10 protein-coding genes are annotated in these 12,713 nt (G+C 67.3%); 3 read left to right on the top strand and 7 right to left on the bottom strand.

Features of this window, described 5'->3' with window-relative positions; translation table 11 throughout:
* The 3 genes from ACTOWK_RS00525 (at nucleotide 1) to ACTOWK_RS00515 (ending at nucleotide 5,901) form a co-directional block, all read left to right on the top strand.
* Nucleotides 1-3,105 carry an efflux RND transporter permease subunit gene (locus tag ACTOWK_RS00525; protein WP_441328277.1) on the top strand — a complete coding sequence of 1,035 codons (3,105 nt, stop codon included), beginning with the start codon at nucleotides 1-3 and terminating at the stop codon, nucleotides 3,103-3,105.
* A gap of 245 nt (nucleotides 3,106-3,350) precedes the next feature.
* Nucleotides 3,351-5,069, top strand: a complete 1,719-nt coding sequence (locus ACTOWK_RS00520; protein WP_441328276.1) for an AAA family ATPase — start codon at nucleotides 3,351-3,353, stop codon at nucleotides 5,067-5,069.
* A gap of 10 nt (nucleotides 5,070-5,079) precedes the next feature.
* Nucleotides 5,080-5,901, top strand: coding sequence for a general secretion pathway protein GspB (locus ACTOWK_RS00515; RefSeq protein ID WP_441328275.1), 822 nt, complete (start codon nucleotides 5,080-5,082; stop codon nucleotides 5,899-5,901).
* Between the two features lie 508 nt (nucleotides 5,902-6,409).
* Here ACTOWK_RS00515 and ACTOWK_RS00510 read toward each other — a convergent pair.
* The 7 genes from ACTOWK_RS00510 to ACTOWK_RS00480 all read right to left on the bottom strand — a co-directional run bounded on the left by ACTOWK_RS00510 (nucleotide 6,410) and on the right by ACTOWK_RS00480 (nucleotide 12,711).
* Nucleotides 6,410-7,639: a TraB/GumN family protein gene (locus ACTOWK_RS00510; protein ID WP_441328274.1), complete on the bottom strand. Its 1,230-nt coding sequence runs from the start codon at nucleotides 7,637-7,639 to the stop codon at nucleotides 6,410-6,412.
* Nucleotides 7,640-7,966: 327 nt separating this feature from the next.
* Nucleotides 7,967-8,851, bottom strand: coding sequence for an alpha/beta hydrolase (locus tag ACTOWK_RS00505; protein WP_441328273.1), 885 nt, complete (start codon nucleotides 8,849-8,851; stop codon nucleotides 7,967-7,969).
* Between the two features lie 61 nt (nucleotides 8,852-8,912).
* On the bottom strand, nucleotides 8,913-9,521 hold the full coding sequence (locus ACTOWK_RS00500; RefSeq protein ID WP_441328272.1) for a TetR/AcrR family transcriptional regulator: 609 nt from the start codon (nucleotides 9,519-9,521) through the stop codon (nucleotides 8,913-8,915).
* A gap of 297 nt (nucleotides 9,522-9,818) precedes the next feature.
* Nucleotides 9,819-10,382 (bottom strand): GNAT family N-acetyltransferase, encoded by a 564-nt coding sequence (locus ACTOWK_RS00495; protein ID WP_441328271.1) that lies wholly within the window; start codon nucleotides 10,380-10,382, stop codon nucleotides 9,819-9,821.
* Entirely contained in the window at nucleotides 10,379-11,284 is a 906-nt protein-coding gene (locus ACTOWK_RS00490) for a carbon-nitrogen hydrolase (protein ID WP_441328270.1), read from the bottom strand. The genes ACTOWK_RS00495 and ACTOWK_RS00490 overlap by 4 nt, the downstream gene beginning before the upstream one ends.
* A gap of 97 nt (nucleotides 11,285-11,381) precedes the next feature.
* Nucleotides 11,382-11,645 carry a hypothetical protein gene (locus ACTOWK_RS00485; protein ID WP_441328269.1) on the bottom strand — a complete coding sequence of 88 codons (264 nt, stop codon included), beginning with the start codon at nucleotides 11,643-11,645 and terminating at the stop codon, nucleotides 11,382-11,384.
* Between the two features lie 25 nt (nucleotides 11,646-11,670).
* On the bottom strand, nucleotides 11,671-12,711 hold the full coding sequence (locus ACTOWK_RS00480) for an agmatine deiminase family protein (RefSeq protein ID WP_441328268.1): 1,041 nt from the start codon (nucleotides 12,709-12,711) through the stop codon (nucleotides 11,671-11,673).
* Nucleotides 12,712-12,713 lie beyond the last annotated feature (2 nt).

The following is a 12,713-nucleotide window of genomic DNA, read 5'->3' as shown; positions in this document are numbered from 1 at the left end:
ATGAGCAGCGTTGCCGAGATCAGCATCAAGCGGCCGATCACGACCATCATGCTGTTCGTGTCGATGTTCGTGATCGGCTTGATCGCCGCGGTGCGGCTGCCGCTGGAGTCGCTGCCGGACATCACCGCGCCGTTCCTGGTGGTGCAGTTGCCGTACGACGGTTCCACGCCGGAAGAGGTCGAGCGCACCATCCTGCGCCCGGCCGAAGAGGCGCTGGCGACGATGACCGGGATCAAGACGATGCGCGGCAGCGCGACCTCGGACTCGGCCAGCATCCAGATGGAGTTCAAGGACTGGGACCGCGATATCGCCATCGCGGCCTCGGAAGCCCGCGAACGCATCGACGCCATCGTCGACGACTTGCCCGAGGGCTTTCAGCGCTACTTCGTGTTCAAGTGGTCGAGCGCCGACCAGGCCATCCTGCAGGTGCGTCTGGCCGGCGACATGGACCTCAGCCGCGAATACGACCTGATCGATCGCGAATTCAAGCGCCGTCTGGAACGCATCCCCGGCGTGGCCAAGGTCGAGATCGGCGGCGCCGCGCCCAACGAGGTCGAGATCGCGATCCTGCCCGACCGCATGGTCGCGCACGGCGTGGATCTCAACACCCTGACCAAGAGCCTGCAGGCGCTGAACTTCTCGATCTCCGCCGGCCAGATCGAGGACGGCGGCCGGCGTCTGCGCGTGCAGCCGATCGGGCAGGTGGCCGACCTGGAGCAGTTCCGCAACCTGGTCATCAACACCAGCGGCCTGAAACTGCGCGACATCGCCGAGGTGCGGCTCAAGCCGGCGCGCCTGGAAACCGGCCGGCGTCTGGACGGGCGCCCGGCGATCGGCCTGGATATCTTCAAGGAGCGCAGCGCCAATCTGGTCGAGGTGTCGAAACTGGCCCTGGCCGAAGTCGAGGCGATCCGCGCCCAACCGGCGCTGAGCAACATCGAAATCAAGGTGGTGCAGAACCAGGGCGAGGACGTGACCAGCTCCTTGCTGGAACTCGGCGAGGCCGGCGCGATCGGCCTGGTGCTGTCGATCGCGGTGTTGTTCTTCTTCCTGCGCCATTGGCCGTCGACGCTGATGGTGACCCTGGCGATCCCGATCTGCTTTGTGATGACCCTGGGCTTCATGCACTTCATCGGCGTGACCCTCAACGTGCTGTCGCTGATGGGCTTGTTGCTGGCGGTCGGCATGCTGGTCGACAACGCCGTGGTGGTGGTCGAAAGCATCTATCAAGAACGCGAGAAGATGCCCGAACAGCCGCAGCTGGCCTCGATTCTCGGCACCCGCCACGTCGCCATCGCCTTGTCGGCCGGCACGCTGTGCCACTGCATCGTGTTCCTGCCCAACCTGATCGGCGAAACCAACGACATCAGCATCTTCATGTCGCAGATCGCGATCACCATCTCGGTATCGCTGCTGGCGTCGTGGCTGGTCGCGGTGAGCCTGATCCCGATGATCTCGGCGCGGATGAAGACGCCGCCCGCGGTCAACACCACCACCGGCCTGATCCCGTGGCTGCAGCGTTCCTACGCGCGCTTCCTGCGCTGGACCCTGGAGCATCGCGGCCTCAGCGTGCTCGGCATCGTCCTGGTGGTGTTGATCAGCCTGGTGCCGGCGACTCAGACCAAGTTCGACATGTTCGGCAACGAGGGCGGCAAGGAAGCCTTCATCCAGTATCAGTGGAAGGGCAGTTACACCCGCGAACAGATGTCGATCGAGATCCTCAAGATCGAGCAGTTCCTGGAGGCGCGCCGCAAGCAATACCACATCAAGCAGATCTATTCGTTCTTCAGCGAGCAGGGCCGCGAAGGCGGCACGCGTCTGCAGTTCGACGAGAACGAGGTCAAGAACAACAAGCCGCTGGTCGACGAGATCGCCAAGGCGCTGCCGAAATCGGCCAAGGCCGAGATCAGCGTGGGCCAGGACCAGGACGGCGGCCAGGGCGGCGGCAAGAACGTCCAGGTGCAGTTGGTCGGCGATTCCACCGAGACCTTGACCGAACTGGCCCGCGACATCCTGCCGATGCTCGCGCGCCGGTCCGAGTTGCGCGATGTCCGCGTGGATGTGGGCGACCGCAACACCGAGCTCAACGTCAAGGTGGATCGCGAGCGTGCGGCCTCGTTCGGTTTCAGCGTCGAAGAAGTCTCGCGCTTCGTCGGCCTGTCGCTGCGCGGCGCGCAGTTGCGCGATTTCCAGCGCGGCGAGACCGAGGTGCCGGTGTGGGCGCGCTTCGCCGGTGCGGAGAAATACACCATCGAGAGCCTGGCCGAGTTCACCGTGCGCTCCAGCGACGGCCGCAGCGTGCCGCTGCTGGCGATGGTCGACGTCAACCTGCGCCCGACCGCGAGCCAGATCAACCGCAACGACCGCCAGACCACCTTGACCATCCTGGCCAGCCTCAACGGCAAGGCGACCACTCCGGACGCGCGCAAGGCGATGGAGGACACGCTCAAGAAGGTCGCGTTCCCGGCCGGCTACAGCTTCAGCTTCGACGGCAGCTCGTTCGAGCGCGACGACGATGCCGGCAAGCAGATGATGATCAATCTGGTGCTGGCCCTGGTGATGATCTACGTGGTGATGGCGGCGGTGTTCGAATCGCTGTTGTTCCCGGCGGCGATCATGAGCTGCGTGGTGTTCTCGATCTTCGGCGTGTTCTGGCTGTTCTGGCTGACCGGCAGCTCGTTCACGGTGATGGCCTTCATCGGCATCCTGGTGCTGATGGGCGTGGTGGTGAACAACGGCATCGTCATGGTCGAACACATCAACAACCTGCGACGGCGCGGCCTGTCGCGCAACGAGGCGTTGGTGGAAGGCAGCCGCGAGCGTTTGCGCCCGATCATGATGACCATGGGCACGGCGATCCTGGCGATGGTGCCGATCTCGTTGAGCGACACCGTGGTGCTGGGCGGCCTGGCGTATTCGCCGATGGCGCGCGCGGTGGCCGGCGGCCTGGCCTTTTCGACCGTGGTCAGCCTGCTGTTCCTGCCGACGATCTACAGCATCCTCGACGACATGCGCGCCAGCAGCGGCAGGCTGGTGCGCCGGGCTCGCGGCAAGTCCGCGGCGCCGGACGCGCAGGTGGGCGAGGGCGCCGGCCTGCCGGTCTGAGCCGCAGATCCTCGCTGCCGGTTCGAGCTGCCGAGCGAGTTTCCGGACACGGTGCGCCGCGTCCCCTTCAATGAGGGGGCGCGGCAGGGCCGGCCTCGGCTGAGGCGCCGGTTCGGGCCGGACCGTTCCGGATCGGTATCCGCATCCGGTTTCCGGCCTGCGTTCGCCGAATCCGTGCGCTGCCTCGCAGCGACGATGCCCCCGATTCGTGGCAGGCTAGACGCCTCGCCGCCACCGTGACGTGCATGTACCTCGAGCACTATGGCCTGAAGGAGCCGCCGTTCTCGATCACGCCCGACCCGCGCTTCGTGTTTCTCAGCGAGCGCCATCGGGATGCGCTCGCGCACCTGCTGTTCGGCATCGGCCAGGGCGGCGGCGGCGGTTTCGTCCAGCTGACCGGCGAGGTCGGCACCGGCAAGACCACCTTGTGCCGGCTGTTGCTCGAGCAACTGCCCGAGAAGACCCGCGTCGCCCTGGTGTTGAATCCGCGGCTGACCCCGCTCGAACTGTTGGAAACGATCTGCGAGGAGCTGCACCTCGACCTCGCCGGCAAGCACGGCAGCGTCAAGGCGCTGGTCGACGCGCTCAATCGCTATCTGCTCGATGCCTACGCCCGCGGCCTGCGGGTGGTGCTGATCATCGACGAGGCGCAGAACCTCTCGCTGGAGGCGCTGGAGCAGGTGCGGCTGCTGACCAACCTGGAAACCGACACCCAGAAGCTGTTGCAGATCATCCTGCTGGGCCAGCCGGAGCTGCGCGACATGCTCGCGCGCCCGGACATGCGCCAACTGTCGCAGCGCATCACCGCGCGGTTCCACTTGACCCCGCTGAGCGCCGAGGAAACCACCGCGTTCCTGCGCCATCGCTATCGCATCGCCGGCGGGCAGCACTTGCCGTTCACGCCCGCCGCGATCAAGCGCATCCATGCGCATTCCGGCGGGGTGCCGAGACTGATCAACGTGATCACCGAGCGCGCCTTGCTCGGCGGCTATGCCCACGACGATGTCACCATCGACGAGGGCACGGTCAACCGCGCCGCGACGGAAGCATTGGCGCCGAACACGAAGGGATTTGCGCACAAGCGCCTGGCGATCGTCGCTGCCGCCGCCGTCGTGGTGTCGGCATTCGCCGCCTCGTGGTGGTTCATGCAGCCACCGTCGGCCACCGCGAACGCGGCGGCTACCCTGGCGAAGCCGGCGAAAGCCGGCGCGGCCGCAAAGATTCTTACCCGACCGGACGGCAAGGCCGGCGCCTCGGCTGCGGACAAGACCGCGGCGACAGCGCGGGCCGGGTCGGCGACGACCGGAGCGCTCGCTGGCGTTCCCGCCGAGGCGAACGGCAAGTCGGCGCCGCATCTGGATGAGAGCGCATTCGCCCAGCGTATCGCGGCGGCCGATCTCGCTTCGCTGGCAGCTTGGCGGCAATTGCTGGGCGCCTGGCAACTGCCGGCGGATGAGGTTGCGGTCGCGACGGCCGCGCGCTGCGCTGCGCGGATCGAGCCCGGTGCTGCGCGGATCGCGCCCGGCGCGTACTGCCTGCGCGGCAGCGCCAGCCTCGACAAGCTGGTCCAACTCGGCCGCCCGGTGCTGCTGCATCTGCGCCTCGGCGTCCGCGATCCCTGGGTGTTGTTGAGCGCAATGGATGCGAGCAGGGTGCGTCTGTCGTTGGACGGCACGCCGTTCGACACCGACCGTGCCGCGCTCGAACGTTTGTGGACCGGAGAATATGCGGCGATATGGCGCGGCCCCGAGGGCTTGGCTTCGTCGTTGTCGCCGCGCGCCGGCGGTGCGCGCGGCGAGTGGCTGCGCACGCGGCTCGGGGTGACCGCAGGCGCGACCACCGAAGATGTGCGCAGTTTCCAGAGCGCCCGCGGCTTGCTCAGCGACGGCGTCGTCGGCCCGGAGACCATGCTCGCGCTGTCGTCCGGCGACGCAGGCCCGCGTCTGCAGCCGGTGCTGGAGTAGGCCGATGTCGTTGATTCTCGAAGCCCTGCGCAAATCCGAGGCCGAACGCCGCCGCGGCGAGTCGCCCGACCTTTACGCGGAGCTGCCGCCGGTCGCCCGCGTGCAACGCCGATCCACGCCGGTCGGATGGTGGTGGGTGCTGGCTGCAGTCCTCGTCGCCGCGTCCGCTTGGTGGCTAAGCAGCCGGCGGGCGCCGCCGCTTACGCCGGTTGCCGATACCGCGGCCGAGGTCGCCGACAGCGCGGGTGAAGTCTCCGAACACGACCGCGTGGTTGCCACCGCGACGCCTCGCATCGATCCGCCCGCGCTCGGCGAGTCGCCTGCTGTCGAGGCCGCACGAGTACGCGATCCCGCACCGGTGGTCCTGCCTGCGGCCCCGCCGGTAACTCAGCCTATCGTCGCCACGACGCCCGCGCCGCCTTCCGCTGCTGCGGATAGCGGCAAGAGCCGGGACAAGGATCAGAATAAAGACCGCGATGCAAAGCAGGAGACTGTCGCCGTCGCACCGCCGCCGGTGCCCGCGCCGAAACCTCTGCCGGTACCGCCGCCTATCGAAGTACCGGAGCCTGTGTCGCCGCCGCCGGTCGCCGTCGCCAGCAACGAAGGCCTGCAGCTGCTCGCCGACCTGCCTATCGCAGAGCGCAAACAACTGCCGCCGCTGAAGTTGAGCATGCACATGTGGAACGACGCACCGGCGCAGCGGTTCGTGATCATCGACGGCCAGCGCCTGTCCGAGGGCGGCCGCATCGGCGATGCGGTACTGGTGGCGATCAGGACCGATGGCGTCGTCCTGGACTGGAATGGACGGCGCCTGAAACTGCCGATTCGTTGAGCGATCGCGCAGCGATATGGCACTTCTTCACTCCGATAGCCGCTTCTTCCCTCCGATCGCCTCGCAGCATTCCCCCCTTTGGAAAGGGGGGAGAGGGGGATTTGCTTTCGTCTTCCCACGCGGCGTCATCGGCACAAAGGCAAATCCCCCTCGCTCCGATCGTTGATCTGAAACGAATCCCGCGCTGGGCGCTTGCCCCCTTTTCCAAAGGGGGCGACATGGATGGTGTCTGAGACTAGCGATTCGTTGAGTGAGAGCGCTTTCGATATCGGAGCTTCGGCACCAGTTGCCGTTCTTCCCCAAGACTGCCCCACAACAATTCCCCCTTTGAAAAAGGGGGCTAGGGGGATTTGCTCTTGCTGATCCACGCAGCGTCATCGCCGTGGAGGTAAGTCCCCGCGATTCGTTCGCTCCTCCGCAACGAATCCTGCGTTGGGCGCTTGCCCCTTAACGAAGGGGACAAGGGGGTGCGCCAGCGAAGCAAGAAGCCCGGCTCAACCCCGGTCCCTCAACCGACCAGCTTGCTCGCGATACGGAACCCGGCCAGCCACACGCCGATGCCGGTGCCGATGTTGGTCAGCATGAAGTTCAGCACCACGCGGGCGACGCGGTTGCGGTACCAGCCTTTGAGCGTCTGCGCGTCGTCGCGCAGGGCCATGAAGTCGCCGTAGGCGGGCTTGCGCCGATGCACTTCGACCAAGGCGCTGAGGGCGCCGGTCGGTACGCCGGGGCGGAACGGTTTCAACGGCGCGACCACGGCCGCGGTAATGATGCTGAAGGGATGGCCGCCGGCGAGTAGGCAACCCAGCGCGGCCAGGCCGCCGGTGAACAGCACCCACTGCAGCAACAGGTCGGCGCCCATCGCCGCGCCGCCTTTCCAGAAGCCCCAGGCGATGCCGGCGATGATCAGCGAGGTGATCACGATCATCACCCACGGCACCTTGCTCTTGGTGGTGACCTGCTCGAGCGCGGTGCGTTGGGCGACCGGGTCTTCGGTGTCTTCGCGCAGATGCCGGGCCAGGCCCTGCAGATGACCGGCGCCGACTACGGCCAGCACTTCGCGCGCGTCGCCATGGCTCTCGCGCAAACGCGCGGCCATGTAGCGGTCGCGTTCGGCGATCACGGTCTCGTACAGCTCCGGGCTTTCAGCGGCGAATTCGCCGAAGCTCGATTCGAGCATGTCGCCTTGCTTGAGTTTCTCGATTTCTTCTTCGCCGACCTCGTCGGCGGCGAACAGGCCGCTGATCAGGCCGACGCCGAGCTTGGCCCGGCCCCAGAAGCCGAGTTTGGAAGAGGCGCGCTTGAAGGTCAGGCCGACTTCGCGATCGATCAGATGCACCGGCAGGTCGCGTTCGCGCGCTTCCAGCACGGCGCGCTTGAGTTCGGCGCCGGGCTCGATGCCGAGCTGTTCGGCCAGCCGGCGCTGGTACGCGGCCAGGGCCAGGTTGGCGGCGAACAGAGCGGTCTTGCCGGAACGGATCACCTGGATCAAATCGAGCCGTGCCAGCGCATCGGGATCGGTCAGGGCCTGCAGGCGCTGCGGGTCGAGTTCGACCGCGACCGCATCGAAGGCGCCGCTGCCGACCGCATCGCGGACCGCGTCGACGCTGGCCTGGGAGACGTGGGCGGTGCCGAGCAGGGTGTAGCGCACGCCGTCGCGTTCGACCACCGCATGCGGTTGGGTGGCGAGCACGTCCTGCAGGCCGGTGCCGGCCGGTGCCAACAACGACTCGCTCATGCGCGCAGCCCGCGCAGTCGACGGAAGAACGAACTCGAGAACGGATGCATGCAGCGGCCCGGTGGCGGCTCCGGCAAACACAACGGCGCCCAAGGGCGCCGTCCGGTACCGAAACGGGTGGAATCGATGGGGTGAAGCCGCTCCGTTGCCGGACGGCGACTCCTACCGTATGGGGGCAGAGCTTAGAGCCTGCAACCGGGGCGGGCAATGAACGCGGTCGCGTTCACGCAAGCGTCGGGAGACATCAGGACGCTGTCGGGCGCCCATTCGGCCCCGACTCGGCCCGAGCCCGCGGCGGCGGCCGTTCGCGGCCGCGGTGCAGCGCGTTCAGGCCAGCCCGAACGGCAGGTTCGGGCTCGACACCAAGCGTTCGCCGACGTCCTCGCCATGCAGGAAGCGCAGGCCGGCCTCGATCACGCTCTCGTCCTCGAGCACCCGGCGGTGGCCGAGGCCGCTGGTGCTCAGCAGGCGCGAATCCGGCCAATAGCGCGCATAGCGCTCGCCTTCGGCCCAGGGCACTTCGCGGTCGCCGAGGTCGTGCACGATCAGCGCCGGGCTGGCGATCGCCGGTGCGTTGCGGTGCGCTTGCTGCGAATCGAAGCTGATGCCGATGCGCGCTTCGTAATAAGCGAACAGGCGCCGGCAGACGTCCTCGCCGACCCACAACAGACGGGCGAAACGCTTCACCGCGGCGACCGGGTCCGCAGCCGGCGCGATCAGCACCGCGCGTTCGGCGCGCATGCCGCGCGCCATCGCCAGCAGCGCCGCGGCGCCGCCGAGCGAATGGCCGATCACCACCGCCGCCGGGCCGTAGTGCTCGCCGACCGCGAATAGATGACGGGTGAAGTCGGGCAGGGTGGCCAGGCGGCCGGCGCTCTTGCCGTGCGCGGGTTGGTCGAACGCGACTACCGCATAGCCGGCGGCTAACAGGCCCGGCAGCCAGTTGGCGATGCGGGTGCCGTGGCTCGACCAGCCGTGCGCGAACAACACGTACGGCTGGCGCTGCGGGTCGCCCCACACGTAGGTGACGATGCGCTGGCCGTCGATGTCCAGCGACTCCTCGCGGGCGCCGTGGGTCGGCGCGGCGAGGGCGCGGCTGCGGGTCGAAGCGAATGGCGTACAGAACAGCGTCGCCACGCGGTGCATGGTCGCGTCGGGTGCGAACCAGGCGCCGAACAGGAAACTCAGGCGCAAGCCGTATAGTTTCAACATGTTACGAACGGTCGTGCTAATTTTAGCGATAAGCGGATACATGACGAACCTCGTCGGTCGCTCAGGCGGTGGGGGAGGAAGCGTAGGAACGGATCAGACGCTCGTAGGCGCGGCGCCCGCGTTCGGTCGCGGAGTCGTAGCCGAACAGGCCGGAGTCGTGGTGCACGACCAGGGCCACGCCGTAGATTTCGAAAGCCAGTTGCGCGGTGTCGGTATCGGCGCCGAGCTCGCCGGTGTCGATGGCCAGTTGCACGGCCTTGCCGAGGACCTGGTGCCAGCGTTTCTGCTGGTCGACCACGGCATCGCGCAGGGAGCCGGGGCGGTCGTCGTACTCGCTGACCGCACCGAGCAGCACGCAGCCGCCTTCGGTGTGGCGCGCCCAATCGAACCAGGCCTCGACGATGGCGCGCAGGCGCGGCAGGCCGCGCGGGTGCTGCAGTGCCGGTAACAGCACATATTCGACGAAGCGCTGGCTGGCCATGTCCAGCACCGCCAACTGCAAGTCTTCGCGCGAGCCGAAGTGGGCGAATACGCCGCTCTTCGACATGCCGACCGCGGCCGCCAGCGGACCGATCGACAGGCCTTCCAGCCCGGCCGACGAGGCAATGCCGTAGGCCTGTTCTAGGATCGCGTCGCGGGTTGCGGCGCCTTTGACGGTGGCGGTCAGCATCGACATGAATTCAAAATAGCACGTCCGTTCGTTTTATTGCGACCATTCGTCGGCAATTCGTCGGCAATCGCTGTTCAGCTTACCGGACGCCGCCGGCCTTGCCACGGGCCTGGGTCGCAGTGCGATCCCGAGCGCTCTTCAACTGTCATGTAATGAGAACTCGGAGCACGGACATCGGCGGCCACGACCGCACGCCCGGAGCCGGGTGTGGGCATCGGGTGCTGGAGTCTTTGTCATGGGAGGAGGCCAAGGCCTCGATGGATGCGGCGAAGCGCCGACGCCATCGCCGGATGGCGATCAGCGCAGGCCCGGTACGCCTTGGTCGGGCTCGCCCTGGTCGCCGTCGCCGAGCGCGCGCACCAATTGCACGGTGTCGAGCCAGCGGCCGTGCTTGCGGCCCAGGCCGGGGAACACGCCGCCGGGCTTGAAGCCCAGGCGCTCGTGCAAAGCCACCGAGGCCTGGTTGCTGCCGTCGCCGATCACCGCGACCATCTGCCGGAAACCGAGCGCGGTGCAGTCCTCGATCAAGCGCTGCATCAGGGTGCGGCCGATGCCGCGGCCGTGGAAATCCGGGGCGACGTAGACCGAATTCTCGACCGTCCAGCGATAGCCGATGCGGCTGCGGTAGGCCGTCGCATAGGCGTAACCGGCGAAAGCGCCGTCGTGTTCGGCGACCAGATACGGATAGCCGGCGTCGACGATCGCGCGCCAGCGGCGCCGCATCTCGGCGGCGTCGGGTTCGTCGTACTCGTAGGTCGCCAGGCCCTCACGCACTTCGCGCGCGTACAGCACGGTGATCGCATCGAGATCGGCCTCGACCGCCGGACGCAGCAAGGGCGACGGACGAGCGTCCGCGTTCAATCGCGGTACCGCTTGAGCAGGTCGGCGTAGGCGTCGATGCGGCGGTCGCGCAGGAACGGCCAGATCCGCCGCACGTGTTCGCTGCGGCCGAGGTCGACTTCGGCCATCACGATCTCCGGCGCCTGGGTCTTGGCTTCGGCCAGGAATTCGCCCTGCGGCCCGAGCACATGGCTGGAACCCCAGAACTGGATGCCGGACGCTCCTGCGCTCTTTTCAGAAGCCATGGGAGAAGGCTCGTGGCCGACCCGGTTGACGCTGAGCACCGGCAGGCCGTTGGCGACGGCGTGGCCGCGGTGGCTGAGGATCCAGGCGTTGCGCTGGCGGTCCTTCTCGTCCTGCTGATCGTCCGGGTCCCAGCCGATGGCGGTCGGATACAGCAGCAGTTCGGCGCCGGCCAGGGCCATCAGGCGCGCGCCTTCCGGGTACCACTGGTCCCAGCACACCAGCACGCCGAGGCGGCCGACCGAGGTGTCGATCGGCTCGAAACCGATGTCGCCCGGAGTGAAGTAGAACTTCTCGTAGAAGCCCGGATCGTCCGGGATATGCATCTTGCGGTACTTGCCGGCGATCGAACCGTCGGCTTCATAGACCACCGCAGTGTTGTGGTACAGCCCGGCCGCGCGGCGCTCGAACAGCGAGCTGACCAGGACCACGCCGTGCTGCTTGGCCAGGGCGGCCAGGCGCTCGGTGCTCGGGCCGGGAATCGGCTCGGCCAGGTCGAACTCGGCCACCGACTCGTGCTGGCAGAAATACGGGCCGTTGTGCAGTTCCTGCAGCAGCACCAACTTGGCGCCGCGCTTGGCCGCCTCGCCGACCCGGTCCTCGATATTGGCCAGATTGGCCTCGCGCGAGCCGTGGTCGCGGTCCTGGATCAGGGCAACGGGGAGGGTGGTCTTCTTCATGGGTAACCGGTCCAGACGAGGAGCGATGGCATTGTAAACGGGACGCGTCGGACGTCGGCGCCGTAATGGCGCCGATCGCCTTCAATCGCGATTTCTTTCATGATCGATTGCGGCGTCGCAGGCCCAGATCATGAAGGTGGTCGCGCCGCAGATGAGAACGCTGGCGAAAGCCCATTTGAATGCCAGCTCCGAACCGATCGACCTGGTCGCCACCATCAGCACAGGCATGCAGGCTGGCCGCTTGCGCAGTCATGCCCCAGGGGCCGGTGCGCACATCGTCCTGCCAACCCGGCCATGCGGCCGCGGTCAGGCGGAGACAGTACAAGCTGATCGCCACACCGGCGGCGATCAACAAGGCCATGCGCATGTCCTGCATGGGAGCGGACTCAGTCGCCCGCCACCAAGCCCTGCGGCAACTGCATGGTCACGCAATGCAGGCTGCCGTTCTGCCAGATCAGGGCGCGGCAGGGCACCGGCACGATGTCGCGATCAGGGAAGGCCTGGGCCAGCACGGCCTGGGCTTCGGCGTCGGCGGCATCGCCGTAGGCCGGCATCAGCACGGCGCCGTTGATGATGAGGAAGTTGGCGTAACTCGCTGCCAGCCTTCGGTTTTCATCGATCACCGGCTGCGCCCAGGGCAGCGCGAACAAGCGATAGGGCTGTCCGTCGCGGGTGCGCAGCGCCGCCAGCTCGGCCGCCATGGCCTGCAGCTCGGGGTAATGCGAATCGCTCGGGTCGTCGCAGCCCTGGTAGACGATCGCGTCGGGCGCAGCGAAGCGGGCCAGGGTGTCGATGTGGGCGTCGGTGTCGTCGCCTTCGAGGGAGCCGTGGTCCAGCCACAGCACCCGGTCCTGCTGCAGCCAGTCGGCCAGCTTGGCGGTGATCTCCTCGCGGCTGGCTTGCGGGTGACGCTCGTGCAGGCACTGCCAGGTGCTCAGCAAGGTGCCGGCCCCGTCGGTTTCGATGGCGCCGCCTTCCAGCGCAAAATCAATGCTTTGGCGAACACTGTTCGAGAAGATTCCCATCTCGGTGAGGCGTTCGACCAGCAGGTCGTCCTGGCTGGCGTCGAACTTGCCGCCCCAGCCGGTGAAGCGGAAATCGAGCAGGCGGAAACCGGCGCCGTCGCGCAGGCTGATCGGGCCCGAGTCGCGCAGCCACGTGTCGTCGTACGGCGCCTCGATGAAGTGCACCCGGGCCATGTCGATGCGCGCCGAGGACAGGCGCGCGCGGGCGTAAGCCTGGACGTCGTCGTCGGCCACGCAGATCAGCACGGGTTGGTAGCGGACGATGGCCGCGACCAGGGCGATATAGGTTTCCTCGACTTCGCCCAGACGCTCGGCCCAGTCGGTGTCGGCATTCGGCCAAGCGATAAGAACCGCGGACTGGGGTTCCCACTCCGCGGGGAAGCGCAATACGTTTTTATTCATAG

Origin of the sequence: Lysobacter sp. CA196 (assembly GCF_052078695.1) — a bacterium.
In the GTDB taxonomy this organism is placed as follows: Bacteria; Pseudomonadota; Gammaproteobacteria; order Xanthomonadales; family Xanthomonadaceae; genus Lysobacter.
This window is presented reverse-complemented; position numbering and strand designations above follow the sequence as displayed.